We start from the raw sequence: 19,595 nt of genomic DNA, 5'->3' as shown, positions 1-19,595 counted from the left end.
TTATGCGTGTATGTCCTTTCCCTCGGACAATCCGTCATTCCGGGTCGAACGATGAAACGACAAGTCCTCAAAACCATTCTGTTTGCGCTGCCCAAGGTGCTCGACTTGACGGCACGCCGCTTTCCCGCCTATCGCGATCGATTGAAGGAACGGGATCTCATTGCATGGATCGGCCTCATGGATCACAGCATCGGTCGTCTCATTCAGTTCAAGAACGGGCGCGTTTGCTCGCTCAAGCACGGGCATCGGACACCCGATGTTCGCATGGCCTTCAAGGATGTTGCCACCGCGCTGAAATTCCTGTCCCCACGCCCCGACCGAGCCGAGATCATTCATGCGGCGAAAAATTTCAAGGTGGTCACCGAGGGCGACGACGAGCTGCTGGTTTGGCTCATGCAAACACTGAGCATGATGCAAACCATCGGTCTGCCGATGGGCATGCGCATGCGCGATGGCACGCATCGTTATACGACCTGCACGAACGGCGGGCCTTTGTTCGTCTACGTGAAGGAGGGCCGCATCGTTCGCGTAACGCCGATCGATCTGGATGGCAACGATGCTCCGAGCTGGGAGATCGAGGCGCGCGGACGCCGTTTCAGCCCGCCGCGGCGCGGTCTCGTTGCGCCCCACGCGTTGGCGATCAAGTCGCTCGTCTACTCGGACAAGCGGATTCTTCATCCGATGAGGCGGATCGACTTCGACTCCGATGGCGAGCGTAACCCCCAGAACCGTGGCATGTCCGGCTATGTGCCGATCAGCTGGGACGAGGCGCTGGACATTGTCGCGAAAGAAATTAACCGGCAAAAGCGCGTCCACGGCCCTGGTTCCATTACCTTTCCCATGTCGTCCCACCACCAATGGGGCAATATCGGCTACTACCTCAGCGCGCTCACCCGTTTTGCCAACCTGATTGGTTTTACCCGCGTCGCCGCGAATCCCGACAGCTGGGAAGGGTGGTACTGGGGCGCGATGCATCATTTCGGCAACTCCATGCGCGTGGGTGTGCCCTCGGGCTACGGCGGCATCGAGGATTGTCTGAAAGAGGCGGAAATGATCGTTTTCTGGTCCTGCGATCCGGAAAGTACCAACGGCGCCTATGCCGGGTTTGAAGGTACGCCGCGGCGTCTGTGGGCCAAGGAACTTGGAATTGAGTTCGTCCATATCGATCCCCACTGCAATCCGACGGCGCAGTTACTTGGCGGGCGATGGATTCCAGTTCGGCCGCAAACCGATGCGGCGCTCGCCACCGCCATCATGAATGTGTGGGTGACGGAGGGTCTGTACGACAAGGATTACGTCGCCAGCCGGACGACAGGGTTCGAGGAATGGCGGGCCTATCTTCTGGGCGAGTCTGATGGCGCGCCAAAAACACCCGAATGGCAGGAGCTCGAAACCGGCGTTCCGGCGAAGGACGTTCGTGCGCTTGCGCGCCTGTGGGGAAACAAGAAGGTTTATCTCGCCGTTGGGATGACAGGCGCAGGATTCGGTGGCGCGGGGCGGGGCGCAACGGGAGCCCAATGGGCGCGATGCATGGTCATGATGATGGCGATGCAGGGCTGGGGTAAGCCGGGTGTGAATTTCGGCTGTCTCGAGATCGGTGTGCCGCACGATCTGCATTTCTACTTTCCAGGCTACGCGGACGGTGGTATGTCGGGCGATCTCGCGTGGACCGCAAATGCGGTCAACAACTATCAGCGCATGCCGCATATCCTGACTATGAATCCTGTGAAGCAGATGGTCCCGCGCCAGCAACTGCCCGATGCGATCATCAACGGCCATGCGACGGGCTATCTCTGGGACGGCATGTCTCAGGAGGCCCAGTTCGCGCCCTTCAGCTATCCGATGCCGGGCTATTCGCCGATCCGCATGATCTATCGCTATGGCGGGTCTGCTTTCAGCACGGTCACCAAGTCGGGGCGCTGGGCCGAGGCCTACCGGCACCCGAGCATCGAGTTCGTGGTCAATCAGTCGATCTGGATGGAGGGCGAGGCGCAGTTCGCCGACATCATCCTACCCGCGTGCACGTCGCTGGAGCGTTGGGACATTGGCGAATGGTCCAATTCCGGTGGCTACGCGCATCATGGTTTTAGTACCGTCAATCATCGCATGGTGACGCTACAGCACAAATGCATCGAGCCACTGGGCGAGTCTCGCTCCGATTACGATATCTTCACCGCGATCCTGACTCGTCTCGGCCTTGGGGGCGTGTTCACAGAGGGAGGTGGCGAGCTCGACTGGGTCAAACGAGTGTTCGACTCGTCTGATCTGCCAGATCACATTGCGTGGCGCGAGTTCTGCCGCAAAGGCTACTTCGTCGTGCCACCCGAAAAGCCCGAACTGCGCCAACCCGTGGACATGCGCTGGTTTGCAGAGGGGCGGCGCAAGGACTTGCCGGAGCCGCATCCGATGCCGTCCCAGTACGCCGAACAGTTCGGCATGGGTCTGCAGACGCCTAGCGGCAAGTTCGAGTTCGTGCCTGAGTTGCTGAAGCGGCACACCGCGGACAATCCCGAGCGACCACCGGTGAACCTGTACATCCCCTCTTGGGAAGGGCTGCGCTCGGAGTTGGCTCTGCGCTATCCGCTGCAACTGGTCGCGACGCACAGCCGCTACAGTTTTCATACCCATTGCGATGGCAAGAACTCATCGGTCAACAGCGTCGAAGATCATCGCGCGTTGATTGGCGGGCATCGCTTCTGGCTGCTGCGGCTCAGTCCCGCCGACGCGACGGCTCGGGGCATTGCGCACCGCGATCTCGTGAAGGTCTACAACGACCGGGGCGTGGTGATCTGTGCGGCCGACGTGTCGCCGCTGGTCGCCGCCGGTGTGGTCAAGTCATACGAGGCGAGCGCTGAATTCCAGATGATCGAGATAGACGGAGAACGCGTCGAAATCGGGGGTTGCATGAACATCTTGACGCCCGATCGGCCTCAAACGGCGGGCACGAGCAGCATGAGCCCGAATTCCTGCCTTGTGCAGGTTGAAAAGTGGACAGGCGCCGATGCGTTCATGCTCGGCCGCGCGGCGTGAGGAGCACACCATGAGCAAGTGGAATCTGGTTATCAATGTCGGGCAATGCGAGAATTGCCAAAACTGCGTCATCGCCGCGCGCGATGAGCATGTCGGTAATGATTATCCCGGTTACTCCGCGCCCGCCGCGGCCAGTGCGGAAAGCGCAATCCGCATTCTGCGACGCGTGCAAGGCGATTCACACATGGTCGAAACGACCTACCTGCCGGTGATGTGCAATCACTGCGACGAGGCGCCGTGCATGCGGGTGGCCGGCGACGCCATTCGGAAGCGCGCCGACGGCATCGTCATCATCGACCCGGAGAAAGCGCGGGGCCGCAGGGACATCGTGAAATCGTGCCCGTACCAGGCGATCGTCTGGAACGAAGAACTGCAACTGCCGCAGACGTGGATTTTTGACGCCCATCTGCTTGACCAGGGCTGGCCCCAGCCACGGTGCCAGCAGTCCTGCCCCACCGAGGTGTTCGAGACGGTCAAGGTCGATGATGCAACGATGGCCGAGAAGGCCCGACGCGAAGGGCTCCAAGTATTGCGGCCGAAATTGGGCACAAAGCCGCGTGTGTGGTACAGCGGGCTGGAGCGTTGGGAAAGCTGCTTCATCGGCGCGAGCATCAGCGCCCGTATAGGCGACTTGATCGAGTGCGTAACGGATGCCAAGGTCGCTCTGTATCTCGGCGATCAGAAGCTGGCTGAAACCGTCTCGGACCGCTTCGGTGATTTCCGTTTCGGCGGTCTGGCTAAAGGAAGCGGCACCTATCGTGTCGAAATCCGACATGCGCTCGGCAGCGCCTGCCGCGAATGCGAGTTGGGTGAAAGCGTTTATTTAGGCGAGGTCAGTCTCGTCCAGGCAACCTTAGGTGTGGAAGTCACGTAATCATCGTACTGGGGCGACCACATGCAATGCTACCTGCCAACCGATGTTCGTTGATTTTCTTTCAAGGAGGCTCGTTAAAATGAACATTGTTGCCCTCATATGCGTGATGATTCTTGGGCTGCTACTTTTCGGCCTCGGGTTGTCCATCTCAGTGATACGTTTTCACGAAGGTACCAACTTTGGCTGCGAGTCGGACCCCACGAACCGACTACACAAGCTCGTTCGGGCTCATGCCAACACAGCCGAATATGCGCCATTCCTCGCGGTGCTGTTTCTCTACCTTGGCGCGCGATCGCCTTCAATCGTAGCCGAGTCGCTGATCGTCGCTTCAACCGCGTGCCGTTGTCTGCTCGTCATTGGACTTATCGCGTGGCCCACGATGGCCAAACCCAATCCGTTCCGGTTCGTCGGAGCACTTGGGACCTACGGCGCCGGTCTGGCGCTATGTGCCATGCTGCTTTGATGAGATGCGACAGACAGACCAATAACTGAATTCTTGGGAAGCTACCCGTGCATAACGAATACTTTCAGATCAGCACCGAATACGGTATCGCGCATCTAGTGTGGTGAGTTACAGTATCTCGCGATCATCCTGTTTGCGGTGTTCGTGCTCGGTGTGACCGCGCGGCTTTTCGGTTTCAATATCTTCACGCTGCTCCGGGTCATCAAGGATGAGCTCATCATCGCGTTTTCGGCGTGCAGTTCGGCGACGGTGCTCCCGCAACTGATGAACAAAATGGAGGATTTCGGCGTGCCGTAAAGCATCACGACCTTCGTGGTGCCAACGGGCTACACGTTCAATCTCGACGGCGCTTCGATCTACCTCGGCATCGGCACGCTGTTCGTCGCGCAACTCTATGGCGTGCATCTCGGACTGCAAGAGCAGATCGTGCTCGTGCTGACGATGGTCGTCACGTCCGAGGGCGCGGCGGGTGTGCCCGGCTTCATGTTCGTCATTCTGCTGACGACGCTCGCGAGCGCGGGTCTGCCGTTCGAAGGGCTCGCGTTCATCGCGGGCGTCCATCGCATCATGGATATGGGACGCACTGCGCCGAACGTGGTCGGCAATGCGCTTGCACCACTCGTCATCGCCAGATGGGAAGGTCAGTACGACGCGGAGAAGGGCAAAGCTTATGTCGCATCGCTGGACGCTTGAGCATCGGTGAAGACAGACAGGGAAATCTTGGAACGAGGAGCAAGTGAGATGAGCAGTCGCCAGGGGCAGTTGTTTTCCGAATCGCTCATGGAGCAGATCCAGGGCCGCTTTCATTACATCGATCACGATGTCGACGGACGTGCGCGTCTTTTCTTCGACAACGCCGGCGGATCGTTCAGGCTCAGAGCGGCGTTGGATGCGTTCGCTCGCATCGATGCACTGCCGGACTGTCCCGAGCGCATGCACGAACGCGCGCTGTATTTGCAGGACATTCAGACGCGCGGCGAGGAAGATATTCCCCGCATCCTCAACGCGCGAGATGGCAGCGTCTATCTTTCACTGACGGCGTCGGCCGCGATGTTCGAGATGGTGCGCGCGGTAATGGAAAACGTTCCTGGCACGAACGCCGTCACGACTATTCTCGAACATCCATCGTCCTTCGATGCGATGAAGCTGTACTGCGACGCACGGGCAAGGCGTCCGCGCGTTGCGCGTCGCGCCGAGCAACGCGCGGACGGGCGGCGTCGATGTCGATGCGATCGTCTCGCTGATCGATGACGACACGGCGCTGCTGAGCGTGATGTATGTCTCGAATATTTCGGGCGCGAAGCTGGATATCGCGGCCATCGTCGAGCAGGCGCGTGCCCGCAAGCCGGATCTTTTCATCATCGGCTCGATGCGAAGAAGAAGGGTGTCTGGGAACTCGGCAGTCCCGCGCCGGCGCAGTTCGCCCTGGTGAGCGCAATCGTGGATTACGTCGCGTTGATCGGCGCGCAATTCAGCGACGCCCAAGACCGGCGCGAGCTCTTCGTGCAGGGCATGCAGCGTATCGAGGAACACGAGCGCGCGCTACTTTTGTCGATGCTCGATGGCGTCGAAGGGCAGCGCGGTCTGCGAGCCACCGACTGCGGGCAGGTGTTCTGGGACCACGACGATCGACGTGCCGTGACCTGATCGCGGGCATAGGCTTCGATGGTCTGGACCCGACCGCCGCCGTGCGCGCGTATGAAGAGCGTGGAGTGATGGTGTATGAACGCATCGCCACGAGCCTCTACTCCGGCCGCATGCTGAAATCGTTCAATCTCGACGGTGCCGTGCGTATCTCTCCGTTGCATTGTCACGGACCGGGCGATGTGGCGAGGTTCCTTGCAGTGACCGAGGAGATCGCGTCGGCGAGGCGGATCGAATAGGTAATCGGGCGAGAGAGTGACGCGTCGGGACGTTTTCGTTAAATGCCCGGTGCGTTTTGAAGTCAAGGCTATGAGACGCTTTACTTCGCCTTCGCGGTCCGGAGCCGATCACACACGGTCATCCGGAGCCGCTCGGAATCGGATATCGAGGCAAGCGCTTCTCAGACCGGCTTCCTCAGAAAACCTTGATTGCCGCCATTCCGATTGGGCGCGAAGCCGTTGGCCTGAAGCGTCTCGTCCGCGGTCTCGTAAAAAACGCCGATCTGCATGATCTCTCTTGCCTGCTTTGCCGTCGCGATTGGACGGCCGAATTCGCCGGCGATGCGCACCAGTTGCTTGATCTGTTCGACGGAGCTCATCTTGCCCGTGCGCGTCTGATTCCAGAGAACGTCTTCGATGCCGCATCGCACATGCAGGCCCAGGGCGATCCCTATCATATTCACCGGCAATACGTTCAGAACCGAACTTTCCACCGTTATCACTGCGCCGTCCGGTGCGGCCCGCAGGAAGTTGGCCAGGTTGTAGATGTTTGCCTGATCCATCCCGCCGCTGATAGCCACCCAGTTCATCACCAGCGGACCCTTGTAGATGCCGCGGCGAATCATCCGCTCGATGGTTTCGAAGCTATTGATGTTGTAGCACTGAAACTCGCTCTGGATTCCGGCTGCCGTCAGGCGTCGGATGTGCTCTTCGACCCAACTCGGATTCGATGGGACGATCATGTCCTTGTAGGTCTCGTACAGGTGCGGAAATCCTCGCGAAACGCCTTTGAAGTCATCCAGACCGGCATGTTCCGTCACGTTCATTTGCGTGGTGTTGACGGTCACGGTCACCTGGTCGGGCTTCGGATCGAGCTTGGCCAGCATGTGTCGTGTGTCGTCGCTCAGCCATTTAGCCGCCTCGCCCTCCGATTCGGGAGCGAAGCTAATGGAGCCGCCGACCTGAATGACCATTTCAGGTACGCGGGCGCGCACTCCGGCAATCAGCTCGTTGAACATGGACAGCCGCTTGCTGCCCCGGCCGTCGGGTTCGCGCACATGCAGATGTAGCACGGTGGCGCCGGCTTCATAGCAATCGACCGCCTTCTGAATCTGATCCTCCATCGTGACAGGGATGTCTTCCGGGAAGTCTGAGGGAATCCAGCCCGGCGCGTAGGGAGCGGCTGTGATGATCAGGGGCTGCTGATTCTCGGGGTAAAGGTGACCGTCAAGGAAATTCATGGTGATGGCTGTATATCAAAAGTTTTGAAGGCGAGAGCGTTCAATGAAAAACGCCCCGAAGGGTTGGTTTCCGATTGTCTGGAGTGCAGATTCAATCATCTGGTGAGGAGCGAGTTCCCGCTATACATCGGACGCCTGAGACTTGCCATTTCGTGACAGCATCGCTTGCTCAAGTCTTGAACGCGACGTTTCCGCCAAGCTGAACCGCCTGCCAACGATAAACATGATGAACGGAAGCACTGCCAGAAGCGGAAGGCAATGCAAGGCGACCTTGAGGCCGACTGCATCGGCAGCCGCGCCGGTCAGGAATGGGCCGGCTGCAAGACCCAGGATGTTATTGAAGAGCGTGAGCGTCGCAAACACCGAGCCGTGAATGGCCGATGACGTTGCGTTGGCAATGATCGGGCTGCATGTGCCAAACGAGCTTGCAAGAAAGAACACGGCAAAAGCGAGCAGGACGAGTTGCAATGTGCCCTGCGGCACCTGGAACGCGATCGTCAGCAGCGCACCGAGCGCGAGGCAATAGGCGATCGCCATGTTCCATCGCTTGAGGGAAGAACCTCCGCTGATCCGGTCCGTGATCACGCCGCACATGAGTTGCCCCACACCGCTGACCAGCACGAGGCCTGCCGCCGTCAACGCCGCCTGACTGACCGACATGCCCCAGTAACGATTCAGATAGCTGGGCAGCCACACGAAGAGCGTTCCCTGGATGAATACTTGAAGCGCGCATCCGAGGTATGCGCAGAACACCGATCGGCTCGGGAAGATGCCTGCGATGAGTGCGCGCAATGTCAGCTTGGCGGATCCGTATGTGACCGGCGCGACGTCTTCCAGATGCGCGCGTTCGAGCCTTTTCTCCGTCACGACGCAACAGTAGACGATGAGCAGCACGAACCCGAAGATCGCCATGACACCCATGGACCAGCGCCAGCCGAAGTGGGTCGCGACGATGCCCGAAAGGGAGACGCCGAGCACCGATCCGAACGCGGCCGCCGAAGTGAAGCCGCCGGCAATGCCGGAGCGCATGTGCTTCGGGAAGATGTTCACGATTATCGCGATTCCGACGCTGCCATAGGCCGCCTCGCCGACGCCCACGAAGAAGCGCGCGACGAGCATCTCTTCATAGTTGCTTGCAATTGCGCATCCCAATGTGGCGACGCTCCATAGCGCGACCATCAGTGCGATGCTTTTCACCCGCCCCCAGCGGTCGGCGAAGATGGAGAACGGCAGCGTCAGAATACCGACCGTGAGCGGCACGACGCTGCTGATCGAGCCCAGGTGCGTGTCGGACATCTGCCACTGGACTTTCAGAATCGGAAAGAAGGCATTTAGTGCCTGCCTCGACATGTAGTCGGAAAGCAAAAGGCAGAACATCAAGGCGAAAACCACCCACGCATAAGTGCGGGAAGAATCGCGAGTTGCAGCGGTTGAGGCAGGCATTTCGTTGGTCGTTGATAGATTCACTGGCGTCTCCTCTCGTGATTGACGAACTTCTTCACCACGATTGAAGACTATCATCGCCCCTAATTCATGTCGACATTAACCAAGTAGGGGTTAGACCTCATGCATGTCGAGTGTTGAACATGAACCGCAAGCATGGGAGAGCCGACAGTCGGCGGAGTCGGAACTGCTTTGGCGGACGTGAAGAGAAGAGAAAGAAGGGCAAGCAGGTGCGGCACGACGTCCGCATGCGCAATCGTCAATGCGCTGCGGATGCAGAGGACGTTTCGCTCTATCCGCAATCACGAAGCGATGCAGGAAGGGCTCAGTCGAGCGAGGCTACCGGCGTCCTCTGCTTCGGCGACTTCGCGGCGCGGCGCGTCGTCGATACTGGCGCAATCGCCTGAACCGCGGCATCCCGTGCTTCGTCGAGGCGCTGTGCAGCCAGCGAAAGCAGCGTTTCATTGTCGTGGCCGACGATTGCCTTGTGCAACGCGCGCCAGCGTTTGAGCGAAGTGCGAATGGACTGCGGATCTGCCACCATGCTCAGCCTCAGATAACGCAGCGTTCGCAGCGAAATCGATTGCAGAATATCCACCAGCAGCCGGTTGCGGCACAGATCGACAGTCGCAAAGTTCAGCAGGAAGCTTTCCACTGCATACGCGTCCGGAGATTCATCGGCCGCCTTGACGAGCCTCGGCAACCGCTCGGACATGAGCGCTTCCAGTTCGGCCGGGCTCTCGTTGGCGACCTGTTCCAGCATCGTCAGATAGAGCACGCTGCGCACGCGGAAGATGTCACGAAGCTCGCTTTCGTCAGGCGCGGTGACGATTGCACCTCGTCTCGCCTGAAATTCGACCAGACGATCCCGTTCCAGGATGCGCAGCGCCTCCCGAACCGGGGCGCGGCTCACGTGAAGCACCTCGCTGATGTCCTTTTCGAGCAGGCGTTGTCCCGACTTGAGCAGATCGAGCGTGATGACCCCGGCGAGGCGCGCCGCGATCTGCTCGGCTATCGGCGTAGACGCATAAGCCGAATCCTGCCCGCGCAGCACGGCGCGCTCGACGGCCAGCATCAACGGATTTTTCGGCGTCAGAAGCGCGGAGAGGTCGGGAAGATTTTGCGTTTTATGTCGAGCCATGACGAGCCGGGGCGGTCTTTAACATCCTGATTCTAGGACGCACTGTATGTAATGTCGACAAAAATATAACCGACACGAACCGGGCAGGCGCGGCGGCTCGCCGAAAGCCATAGTGGTTATTCCGTGCAGACGCCGCAGCGTCTATCCTATAGTTTTACCGGCTGAATTCGACAATCTTTAAATGGCCATTTTCGTTCGCAGCGCATCGCTGATCAAGTATTCCGATATCGCCCGTGCCGTCGGCATCGATCCCATCTGCAAGGTGCGTGAAGCCGGGTTGGACCCGGTATGTCTGAGCGCGCCTGATTTGCGCATTCCGGAGGCCGGGCTCGCGAGCGTGTTCCAGGAGTCGGTGCGATCGACGGAGCTTCGATCGCTCGGCGTGCGCATCGGCGAAGCGTGGCGGCTGTCGGACTTCGGCGCGGTGAGTCTCTATCTCCAGCATCAGCCGACTTTGCGCCATGTGCTCGCGGAAGTCGAGCGGTATCGTCACATGCTGAGCGATTCGGTTTCGATCCGCGTGGCGGACTTTGGCGAAGTGTCGCTCGTGCATGTGGTGCTGGTCACCGGGCGGCCCGATCCCGGGCGCGACATCGTGGAGCTGACTGTCGGCGCGGTGTTCAATCTGATCCGCGGCATTCTCGGCGCGCAGTGGAAGGCGCGTGGCGTGTATTTCGCGCATGCCGCGCCCGAGAGCATGCGGTTTCATCGGCCGTTTCTGGGGCCGAATGTCGAATTCGATTCCGAGTTCGACGCCATCGCGCTCACGCGCGAGGAACTGGATCGGCCCAATCCGCTCGGCGATGCCGCGCTCGCGCGTTACGCGAAAGAGCTGCTCGATTTGCGGCTGCCATCGCGGCCCGCATCGATAACGGACGAGGTGCGGCGCGCGATCCATATCCTGTTGCCGCAAGGGCAGGGCGCCATCGAACGCGTCGGACAGCGCCTCGGCTTTGCGCCCCGCACGCTGCAGCGGCAACTGGAGCAGGCGGGACAAAGCTTCTCCGCGCTCGTCAACGAAGTGCGCGGCGAACTGGCGATGCGATATCTCGGCAATCGCCACCATACTGTGTCGGACATCGCGAATCTCGTGGGCTTCTCCGAAGTCAGCGCGTTCTCGCGATGGTTCAGCGGTGAGTTTGGCAAGCCGCCCACACGATGGCGATCGGACTACTTTGCAGACGTCGCGCGTGACGACGTGAACGAAGCACACTGACGCGCTGCGACGTCCCGCGCGGCAATGCAATCATATAAAGGTCACACGATTCCATCCGCTTCGAGTTGCGTGATCTGCTCGTCGCTCATTGCGAGCAGCGACCGAAGCACGTCACGCGTGCCTTCGCCGAGTGGCGGCGGCGCGCGCCGCACAGGCGGACGCGTTCCGTCGAAACGATACGGCGGCGCGAGCACCTGCATCTCGCCGGTTTCCGGATGCGGCACGTTCGTGACGAGACCGGAACCCGTCGCCCGTTCCGACGACAACGCCTCGTGCAGACCGAGCACTTCGCCGCACGGAATGCTCGCGTTCTTCAGTCGCTCCAGCAAAACGGCGCGTTTGTGCCGCGAAAGTTCGCGATCGATCTCCGGCAATAACGTCGACCGGTTTTGTGCCCGGGCGATGTTCGTGCGGAAACGGTCGTCCTCGGCGAGGTCGGGTCGATCGATGACATCGCGGCAGAAGCGAACGAACTGCGCGTTGTTGCCGACAGTAATGACGAGCGCTCCGTCCTGCGCCTCGAAGACGCCATACGGCACGATCGACGGATGCGCATTGCCGTAGCGCAAGGGGTCTTTGCCCGTCATCAGCGCTTCGAGTCCGTAATACGACGTGATCATGAGGCCGCAATCGAACAGCGCCATTTCGATGTGCCGGCCGCGTCCCGTGCTCTGGCGTTCGAACAATGCCGCGAGCACTGCCTGTGCTGCGTACATGCCCGTGAACAGATCGACGGCGGCGACGCCGAATTTGAGCGGCGCCTGGCTGGCCTCGCCATTCAACGCCATCAGCTTCCGTTCCGGTCGGATCGTAGCCCGAGATCGAGCAGTAGATGAGCGACTCATTTTCCCGTTTCAGTTGCGCATACCCGAGTCCGAATTTGTCGGCGCCGCCCTGCTTGAAGTTCTGCACGACGACGTCGCACTGCCGTGCGAGCGCTCGCGCGATGTCCTGTCCTTCGCTGGTTTGCAGGTCGATGGTGACCGAGCGCTTGTTGCGATTCGCGCTGTTGAAATAGGACGTCCCCGATGAACCGGCACGCAAGCCCCAGTCGCGTGTGTCGTCGCCGCGTTGCGGATGCTCCACCTTGATCACCTCCGCGCCGAGATCGCCGAGCACCATGCCGCACCACGGGCCTGCGAGCACGCGGGAAAGGTCGAGAACGCGCACGCCGGCGAGCGGCAGCGAAGCAATATGATTCGACATCGAGGTTCCTGATGATGTGAAGGAGGAAACGGGACTTGCGTGGTTCGTCGGCTCGAAAAGCGCGCGCCACCGTCACTCGGTTTGCGGTTCAGGCACGCGATCTTCGGCGACGGCGGGCGCCACGTCCCGCTCGACCGCGGCGATACGCGCGACGTCCTGGTCATAGCTGCGCATGGCGATGGCGAAGAACACGGCGGCCAGCAGACTGAACAGCGGCGTGAGAGTCAGTGCATGCTGCAGACCCCAGCGATCGGACAGGATGCCCGCCAGAAACGGACCGACGGCCAGCCCGAACATGTTCTGGAACAGAGACAGCACCGCGGCGCCCGTCGAGCGCATGCCGGGATGAATGACGTCCATCGCGACGCCGGCCACCACACCGACCGTGCAGTTCATGAAGAATGCGCCCACGACGATCCATCTGAATTGCACATCGCCGGTGTAGTGTCCGCCGAAGGCCGTAATGAAGATGGCGGATGTCGTCACGCAAAGCACCGACAACGCGGGCAGTTTGTTGCGCGGCTTGCGTTGCGCCACGCGTCCCACCGCGATGCCCCAGAACGTGCAACTCAGCGCGCCGATCAGGACGACCGCCGCTGCCGCTCTGGACGCGGCCTCGGCATCCATGGCGTGATAACGGTTAAGATAGCTCGGTAGCCATGACCAGATGGCGGACACCGTGACCAGTTGCGCCGCCGCGCCCGCGCAGACGAACAGCAAGGTAGGCGTGCGCGCCAGCGTGCCGAAGATATGGCTGAGCGTTTCACCCAGACGCTGCGGGGCGCGGCTCGTACCCGATGTCAGCGGCACGGAGTCGTAGTCGCGCACGCGCAGATAGACGAGCGCCAGCACGAGTCCGGGCACACCCACGACGCCGAACGCGGCCTTCCAGCCCCAATGCGCCGCAATGATGCCGCCGAGGAACACGCCCAGCACCGAGCCCAGCGACGGCGCCGCGAAGAACGCTCCGAGCGCCGCGCTTCGCAGTCGCCGCGGAAACAACGTCGAGATGAGGGCCGCGCCGACCGAGCCGTAGCCGGTTTCTCCAAGCCCGACGACCGCGCGTGCGGCGAACAACTGGCCGTAGTTGCCGGTGAACATGCACGATATCGTCGCAAGGCTCCACGCGATCGCCATCACGATGATGCTTTTCACGCGCCCCTTCCGGTCGGCAATGAGTGCGACGGGAATGCCGCCTGCCGCCACGACGATCGAGACGATCGACACGAGCGAGCCTAGTTGCTTGTCGCTGAGACCCCATTCGCTCCTGATGTGAGGGAAGAGCGAAACGATCACCTGTCGATCGATGAAGTCGAACAACATGAGCGCGAAGGTCATCACGAAGGCAAACCACGCCTGGTGCGGGCCTGTGACGTAGCCGTCGTGATGGCTGGCAGAGGGCGCATCGGAAATCACGTGCATGCTTGCTTGTCTCCTGGACTATCTTGTTTCGCGCGGAACCTGTTACGGTGCGAGCCATCACTCGGCCCCTTCGACTCTAAGCTCTGTTCGGCGGGCCGCTTTGCAACCCGTGACAAAGACTTTGCATCCGATGTCAGCGCGCGCCATGTGCGCTCAGAACGGCCGGTCTCCGCGAACGGTCGCGCGTTCCATGCGACGCGGCGCCGGCCAGTAGTCGCTCACCGCGTAGTGCTGGGTCGCCACGTTGTCCCAGATCGCCAGACTATTAGGTTCCCAGCGGAAGCGGACCTGATACTCCGGAATGGCCGCCTGACTGATCAGATAGTTGAGAAGCAGGCTCGCGCCCGGCGTCTTGTCCTGTCCGAAGCGCACGTTCTCCGGGCTGTGATAGTTGATGAAGTGAGTCGAGAACGGTCCCACGTACAAGACCTTTTCACTTGTCTCCGGATGCGTCCGGACCACCGGATGATCCACCAGCGGGTTCTTTCTGATCAGTTCTTCGCGCTCCTCGGTCGCGAGAATCGCGCCGAAGGAATGCTCGATGCCATGCTTGGCGCGCAGGCCCGCGATCTTCGTCTTGATCTCTTCCGGCAGGCTGTTGTACGCCTCAACCATGTTCACCCAGATGGTGTCGCCGCCGACATCGGGACACGAGATGCAGCGCAATACGGCGGCCCTGGGCGGATTCGCGCGCCACGAGGCATCGCTGTGATAGGTGTTCTCGAAGTGATCGCGCTTCTCGCTCTTGTAGATCTCGATCAGACCGGGATATCCCGGCACCGTGTTGGCGACGGGATGATCTTCGAGATCGCCGAAACAGCGGGCAAAGGCGACATGGTCGGCACGCGATATGTCCTGGTCGCGAAAGAACAGCACGCGATGTTTCAGCAGCAGCGCCTTGATCTCGGCGAACAATGATTCGCTTCGGACGACGTCCGCAACATTCACATTCGTGAGTTCCGCACCGATCGAGCATGTAAGCGGTTTGATTCGCATGGTTGCGCTTTCCTTTAATTCATGAGGTCGCGACGCGTCGGGGATGCATCGAACGATGCGGACTGCTCGCGCGTCGGTGAATTCGTTACGGGCTTGATTGTCTTGACGACACGATTCGGGCGCTTGACTGATCGCGTCACGGTTTGGCATCGGGGGCATGACAGCCGGCGGCGCTTCGGCGTTTACCCGGAGTGTCAGCAAATGCCAAGTCTGTGGCTCGATTCGTCAAGTCGACGGTCCGGGACAAATCTAGACTGGCTCGGACGATCGCTTCATTCGGTGGCAACGCGGATTTCAAACGATCAGGCGGTTCCCTGTTGGGCGAGAAAGGGCCGTTCGGGTGTCGACCCATAGGTGATCAACTACATGTGCGTCGGCGGGGCGCAGCGTATCGGCACGGTGTTCGAGCGGCTGCGAATCCACGAGTTTTCAGTAATTTATGTCGACATGAATATGTCTAGCTGTTAAACTGAGTCCAGCGCGATGCTGCATGTTTTCGCTCGTCGATTCTTGATGCCGCCGACGTCATGCGTGGAAACCGTGATCGGACAGTAGACCGGCCGCATGATCAAAGATTCGGTATGCAGAATAAACAACGCGGAGACGAAATGAGGAAAGTACGACTTGCGATTTCTTTGATGACACCATTGGCGTGTGCGCCCGCATTCGCACAAAGTTCGGTCACGCTATACGGAATCGTCGATACAGGCGTCGAATACCTGACGCACGCGACCCCGAGCGGCGGATCGGTTGCGCGCATGCCGGTGATCGGCGGCGGAGACTTGCCTTCGCGATGGGGCCTGAAGGGATCGGAAGATCTGGGCGGAGGACTGAAAGCGATTTTCACGCTGGAAAATGGCTTCTCCCTCTCGAACGGCGCGCTGCAGCAGGCCGGCCGCCTATTCGGGCGTCAGGCCTATGTCGGCCTGAAGAACGGCTGGGGACAGCTTACCTTCGGGCGTCAGTACAGCATGCAGACATGGGCGATGACCGATGCGAACATCGTCGGTCCCGCCGGCATCGGCAGTCTGGGTTCGCTCGATAGCGCGTTGCTGGCCGACCGATTCGATAACGCCGTCGCCTATATGGGCACGTTCTATGGATTCACCGTCGGCGCAACATATTCGTTCGGCCGGGATACATCGACGGCCGGCAATTGCGGCGGTCAGGTTGCAGGCGACTTCGTGGCCTGCCGCGGCTTGTCCGCCATGATCAAGTACGACGCGAGCAACTGGGGCGTCGCGACGTCCTTCGAGGAGCTGAGAGGCGGGCAAGGTTCCGCGCCGGATACGGTCGTGCCCGGCGCGCCCGGTGTCGCGTTCACCAACTCCGGCGATACCGACCGCCGCTATCAGGTGAATGGTCATCTCACCGTCGGACTGGTGCGCCTGGGCATGGGCTGGATACATCGTCTTCTGCACGGCGACGTGCGCTCGGTCAAGACGGATGTCGAATATCTCGGCGCATCCGTTCTCTATGGCGCATGGCAGTTCGACGCCCAGCTTTCGCATATCGGCAATGCCGCCGACGACGCCGATGGCACGCTCGGCATGGTCAGGGCGAACTACTTCCTGAGCAAGCGCACATCTGTGTATGGCGTCGCGGGGTATATGAAAAATCATGGAAAAGGCGCGATTTACTCGGTATCGGCGGGCACCGCCGTTCCCGCCGCTCCGTTCGGCGGCTCGAATCAGATGGGCTTTGAAGTCGGGATTCGCCAGATGTTCTGATGCGATGCCGACATGATCTCGCGATGTCCCGAAAGCGCGGCGCAATGAGCCGCGCGAATAGTCGATCCTTCACCAAGGAAAGTTGAACATGGCAAAAGCGATTCGCTTTGATGAAATCGGTGGCCCCGAGGTCCTCCGTCTCGAAACCGTTGCGGTCGGCGAACCCGGCCCTGGCGAGGCGCGTGTGCGTCATACATTCGTGGCGGTCAATTTCATCGACATCTATTTTCGCACGGGGCAGTATCCGCTGGCGTTGCCCAATGGCCTCGGCTCCGATGCCGTAGGGGTGGTCGAAGCCATCGGCGAAGGCGTCGATGACATCAAGGTAGGCGACCGCGTCGGCTATCTGCTGGGTCCGCAGGGCGCCTACTCGGACGTCCGAGTGATGCCCGCGGATGTGCTCATTCCCTTGCCCGATGGCATCAGCGACAAAACGGCCGCGACGCTGATCATGAAGGGCATGACCGCGCAGTACCTGTTTCGTCAGGTGTATCCGCTCAAGGGCCACGAGACCATCCTGTATCACGCTGCGGCGGGCGGCGTCGGTCTTATCGCATGCCAGTGGGCGCGCGCGTTGGGCGTCACGATGATCGGCACGGTCAGCTCCGATGCGAAGGCCGAAGTGGCAAAGGCGAATGGCTGCACGCACACCATCGTGACTTCGCGGGAAAACATCGCCGAACGCGTGCGTGAGCTCACTAATGGCAAGGGCGTCGAAGTGGTTTTCGACTCGGTGGGCAAGGACACGCTCGACGCGTCGCTGGACAGCTTGCAGGTGCGCGGAACGTTGGTGAGCAACGGTACATCGTCCGGTCCCGTGCAGATCGACACGCGCGTACTGGCTCGCAAGGGATCGCTCTGGGTGACGCGGCCTGCGATGGTGCATTACGCGACGCCGCGCTCACACATGCTGTCGATGGCTCGCGAGCTTTTCGATCTCGTGCTGGCCGGGAAAATCAAAAGCGAGCCCGGACAGATGTTCGCGCTCGATGAAGCCGCCGACGCGCATCGCGCGCTCGAATCGCGCAAGACGGTGGGCTCCACGGTGCTCGTGCCGTGACGACGAAGACGGGCGCGATCCGTGCAGGGTCTACCCGGATCGCGTGACGAGCCGGTGCTCCGGCAGACGACGCGAGTCTTGCGTCGTCTGCCGATGCATGGCGTCGCGCCGTGCGCGGCTTTCCCTGGGGCTGCAACCGAATTGTGCGTGATACCAGCGCGAAAAGGCGCTCGGCGAAGAAAAGCCGAACAGGGCCGCGACGTCGATCAGGGGGCGATCGCCTTCGATGACATGTCTTGTCGTGAGCTCCTTGCGAACCTCGTTGAGGATGGACGAGAAGCTATGTCCCTCTTCGGCGAGACGGCGCTGCACGGTTCGACAGACCATGCCCATGTGTTCGGCGACCTGTTCGATGCTGCAACGGCCGCTGGGCAAGAGTTGCAGGATGGCTCGCTGCACGGCCTCGAGTGTCGTCGCGTGTTGCGTGACGAGCGATGCGTCGAGCAGTTGTTGCGCATAGCGCGTCATGGCGATGTCGGCTGAAGGATTGCGCGCATCGAGATCGGTCTTTGCGCAGACGATGCCGTTGAAATCACGATCGAACTCGACACAAGGGCCGAAGAATCGCAGATGCGTACTGAGCTCGCGTGGCGCCGCGTGCTCTAAGCAGACCTGCCGCGGGCGCCAGTCGGGGCGGATGAGCTGACGAATGAGACTCACCATGACGCCGAGCGCCAGTTCGATTCTCTGGCGCGTGGACTGATGCGCGTTGCCGGCCCTGACCGCCTCGCGAATGATGACGAGCCCGCCGCATTCCTCGATAGTCAGCGATAGCGCATCGTTGAGCACGGGCTGATAGCGCATCAGTATGCCGAGCGAATCGCGAAGCGTGGCCTGATCCCGAATGAGCAGCCCCACAGCGCCGAGATTGGACAGCCGGCGCGACTCGGCCATGCACAGCCCGAAACTTTCGTTTCCCGACACGGCGGCGGAAGCCTGCAGCAATTGCCCGCCACGCTCCACAGGAATCTTGAGATCCGGATTGTCGAGCACGGAAGGATCGAGTCCCGCATCGAGAAGCATACGCACGGGATCGAGTGCTGACGCACGAGCGACCTCACTGTAATGAGTGAGGCATGCGGCGCGAACGAGTGAGGACATCGGAAGGAGGCGAGAGGTTGTCGTTAGAGGATAACCCCGTGTCATGCATTGTCAAGCGTCGAAAACCCGCTGATTTCAAACTTCGAAAAAAAATGGTTATCCGAATCGACTACATGAGATCCGCGCGTGCATGAAAGACGCTGTGCGGTTTTCGCTTTCACCCTCCAATCACCGAAACATGTCCAATTCAAACATTACATCCGCGACAGTGCTCATTATTCCGGGCTTGCGTGAACACGTGGCCGACCATTGGCAGACTCTGCTCGCGCAGAAGCTGCCGCGCGTGCAAAGCGTCGCGCCGCTCGAGCATGACAAGCTCAGTTGCGCTGCACGCGTCGATGCGATCGAGCGCGCACTGGGTTCGATCGAAGGTCCGGTCGTCGTCGTTGCGCACAGTGCGGGCGTGATGATGCTCGCGCATTGGGCGAGCCGCTATGCCTCGCGTGCGATTCACGGTGCACTGCTTGCGGCGCCGGCGGATCTCGAAACGCCGATGCCGCCCGGCTATCCGACGATCGACGCACTGAACCAGCACGGATGGTTACCGATTCCGCGTAGCGCCTTGCCATTTCCGAGCATCGTCGCGGCCAGCAGTAATGACCCTTTGACGCGTCTTGCGCGCGCTCGCGAATTTGCTCGCGCGTGGGGAAGCCGCTTCGTCGAACTCGGCGATGTCGGTCATCTGAATCCGGCGTCGGGTTTTGGCGAATGGCCGCTGGCCGAGACATTCATCAGCGAACTCGCCAAGTCGCGGTAGCGTCACGCGCTGTACCGCATTGTCCGCGTCCGCTCGCGACAGCGGACACAATC

General features: G+C 60.7%; 13 protein-coding genes and 3 pseudogenes. 9 read left to right on the top strand and 7 right to left on the bottom strand.

What is annotated here, in order from left to right; translation table 11 throughout:
- Positions 1 to 51 precede the first annotated feature (51 nt).
- From AWB83_RS09770 to AWB83_RS09750, 5 genes and pseudogenes are all read left to right on the top strand, one after another.
- A complete protein-coding gene (locus AWB83_RS09770) occupies positions 52 to 3,030 on the top strand; it encodes a molybdopterin-dependent oxidoreductase (RefSeq protein ID WP_087044680.1) in 2,979 nt (992 codons plus the stop codon).
- A 10-nt stretch (positions 3,031 to 3,040) separates the two neighbouring features.
- Complete coding sequence (locus AWB83_RS09765) at positions 3,041 to 3,904, top strand: 4Fe-4S dicluster domain-containing protein (RefSeq protein WP_087044778.1); 864 nt, start codon at positions 3,041 to 3,043, stop codon at positions 3,902 to 3,904.
- A 79-nt stretch (positions 3,905 to 3,983) separates the two neighbouring features.
- Positions 3,984 to 4,367: an MAPEG family protein gene (locus tag AWB83_RS09760; protein ID WP_087044678.1), complete on the top strand. Its 384-nt coding sequence runs from the start codon at positions 3,984 to 3,986 to the stop codon at positions 4,365 to 4,367.
- A 123-nt stretch (positions 4,368 to 4,490) separates the two neighbouring features.
- Positions 4,491 to 5,060, top strand: a pseudogene (locus AWB83_RS09755) (cation:dicarboxylate symporter family transporter).
- Positions 5,061 to 5,108: 48 nt separating this feature from the next.
- A pseudogene (locus AWB83_RS09750) lies at positions 5,109 to 6,250 on the top strand (aminotransferase class V-fold PLP-dependent enzyme).
- A gap of 161 nt (positions 6,251 to 6,411) precedes the next feature.
- On the opposite strand, the gene AWB83_RS09745 reads toward AWB83_RS09750, so the two are convergent.
- The 3 genes from AWB83_RS09745 to AWB83_RS09735 all read right to left on the bottom strand — a co-directional run bounded on the left by AWB83_RS09745 (position 6,412) and on the right by AWB83_RS09735 (position 10,054).
- Positions 6,412 to 7,470, bottom strand: a complete 1,059-nt coding sequence (locus AWB83_RS09745) for a beta-keto acid cleavage family enzyme (RefSeq protein WP_087044676.1) — start codon at positions 7,468 to 7,470, stop codon at positions 6,412 to 6,414.
- Between the two features lie 120 nt (positions 7,471 to 7,590).
- On the bottom strand, positions 7,591 to 8,913 hold the full coding sequence (locus tag AWB83_RS09740) for an MFS transporter (protein WP_208636733.1): 1,323 nt from the start codon (positions 8,911 to 8,913) through the stop codon (positions 7,591 to 7,593).
- Positions 8,914 to 9,238: 325 nt separating this feature from the next.
- Positions 9,239 to 10,054 carry a GntR family transcriptional regulator gene (locus AWB83_RS09735; RefSeq protein WP_087044672.1) on the bottom strand — a complete coding sequence of 272 codons (816 nt, stop codon included), beginning with the start codon at positions 10,052 to 10,054 and terminating at the stop codon, positions 9,239 to 9,241.
- Between the two features lie 181 nt (positions 10,055 to 10,235).
- On the opposite strand from AWB83_RS09735, the gene AWB83_RS09730 reads away from it, so the two are divergent.
- A complete protein-coding gene (locus AWB83_RS09730) occupies positions 10,236 to 11,270 on the top strand; it encodes an AraC family transcriptional regulator (protein WP_087044670.1) in 1,035 nt (344 codons plus the stop codon).
- A 41-nt stretch (positions 11,271 to 11,311) separates the two neighbouring features.
- Here the strand turns inward: AWB83_RS09730 and AWB83_RS09725 are convergent.
- The 3 genes and pseudogenes from AWB83_RS09725 to AWB83_RS09715 form a co-directional block, all read right to left on the bottom strand.
- A pseudogene (locus tag AWB83_RS09725) lies at positions 11,312 to 12,476 on the bottom strand (CaiB/BaiF CoA transferase family protein).
- Between the two features lie 72 nt (positions 12,477 to 12,548).
- Positions 12,549 to 13,898 carry an MFS transporter gene (locus AWB83_RS09720; protein WP_087044668.1) on the bottom strand — a complete coding sequence of 450 codons (1,350 nt, stop codon included), beginning with the start codon at positions 13,896 to 13,898 and terminating at the stop codon, positions 12,549 to 12,551.
- 153 nt (positions 13,899 to 14,051) lie between these two features.
- Positions 14,052 to 14,894 carry a TauD/TfdA dioxygenase family protein gene (locus AWB83_RS09715; RefSeq protein WP_087044666.1) on the bottom strand — a complete coding sequence of 281 codons (843 nt, stop codon included), beginning with the start codon at positions 14,892 to 14,894 and terminating at the stop codon, positions 14,052 to 14,054.
- Positions 14,895 to 15,532: 638 nt separating this feature from the next.
- On the opposite strand from AWB83_RS09715, the gene AWB83_RS09710 reads away from it, so the two are divergent.
- Positions 15,533 to 16,624 (top strand): porin, encoded by a 1,092-nt coding sequence (locus AWB83_RS09710; RefSeq protein WP_244197649.1) that lies wholly within the window; start codon positions 15,533 to 15,535, stop codon positions 16,622 to 16,624.
- 88 nt (positions 16,625 to 16,712) lie between these two features.
- Positions 16,713 to 17,684 carry a quinone oxidoreductase family protein gene (locus AWB83_RS09705; protein WP_087044661.1) on the top strand — a complete coding sequence of 324 codons (972 nt, stop codon included), beginning with the start codon at positions 16,713 to 16,715 and terminating at the stop codon, positions 17,682 to 17,684.
- A 30-nt stretch (positions 17,685 to 17,714) separates the two neighbouring features.
- On the opposite strand, the gene AWB83_RS09700 is transcribed toward AWB83_RS09705, so the two are convergent.
- Positions 17,715 to 18,785 carry an AraC family transcriptional regulator gene (locus AWB83_RS09700; RefSeq protein WP_087044659.1) on the bottom strand — a complete coding sequence of 357 codons (1,071 nt, stop codon included), beginning with the start codon at positions 18,783 to 18,785 and terminating at the stop codon, positions 17,715 to 17,717.
- Between the two features lie 178 nt (positions 18,786 to 18,963).
- Between AWB83_RS09700 and AWB83_RS09695 the strand changes: the two genes are divergently transcribed.
- A complete protein-coding gene (locus AWB83_RS09695; protein WP_087044657.1) occupies positions 18,964 to 19,542 on the top strand; it encodes an RBBP9/YdeN family alpha/beta hydrolase in 579 nt (192 codons plus the stop codon).
- The last annotated feature ends 53 nt before the right edge of the window (positions 19,543 to 19,595 follow it).

Source organism: Caballeronia ptereochthonis (genome assembly GCF_001545075.1).
GTDB classification, from domain to species: Bacteria; Pseudomonadota; Gammaproteobacteria; order Burkholderiales; family Burkholderiaceae; genus Caballeronia; species Caballeronia ptereochthonis.
This window is presented reverse-complemented; position numbering and strand designations above follow the sequence as displayed.

Coding starts and splice junctions, on each gene's coding strand:
- AWB83_RS09770 (WP_087044680.1), top strand. CDS start 52: ATGAAACGACAAGTCCTCAAAACCATTCTGTTTGCGCTGCCCAAGGTG.
- AWB83_RS09765 (WP_087044778.1), top strand. CDS start 3,041: ATGAGCAAGTGGAATCTGGTTATCAATGTCGGGCAATGCGAGAATTGC.
- AWB83_RS09760 (WP_087044678.1), top strand. CDS start 3,984: ATGAACATTGTTGCCCTCATATGCGTGATGATTCTTGGGCTGCTACTT.
- AWB83_RS09745 (WP_087044676.1), bottom strand. CDS start 7,470: ATGAATTTCCTTGACGGTCACCTTTACCCCGAGAATCAGCAGCCCCTG.
- AWB83_RS09740 (WP_208636733.1), bottom strand. CDS start 8,913: ATGCCTGCCTCAACCGCTGCAACTCGCGATTCTTCCCGCACTTATGCG.
- AWB83_RS09735 (WP_087044672.1), bottom strand. CDS start 10,054: ATGGCTCGACATAAAACGCAAAATCTTCCCGACCTCTCCGCGCTTCTG.
- AWB83_RS09730 (WP_087044670.1), top strand. CDS start 10,236: ATGGCCATTTTCGTTCGCAGCGCATCGCTGATCAAGTATTCCGATATC.
- AWB83_RS09720 (WP_087044668.1), bottom strand. CDS start 13,898: ATGCACGTGATTTCCGATGCGCCCTCTGCCAGCCATCACGACGGCTAC.
- AWB83_RS09715 (WP_087044666.1), bottom strand. CDS start 14,894: ATGCGAATCAAACCGCTTACATGCTCGATCGGTGCGGAACTCACGAAT.
- AWB83_RS09710 (WP_244197649.1), top strand. CDS start 15,533: ATGACACCATTGGCGTGTGCGCCCGCATTCGCACAAAGTTCGGTCACG.
- AWB83_RS09705 (WP_087044661.1), top strand. CDS start 16,713: ATGGCAAAAGCGATTCGCTTTGATGAAATCGGTGGCCCCGAGGTCCTC.
- AWB83_RS09700 (WP_087044659.1), bottom strand. CDS start 18,785: ATGTCCTCACTCGTTCGCGCCGCATGCCTCACTCATTACAGTGAGGTC.
- AWB83_RS09695 (WP_087044657.1), top strand. CDS start 18,964: ATGTCCAATTCAAACATTACATCCGCGACAGTGCTCATTATTCCGGGC.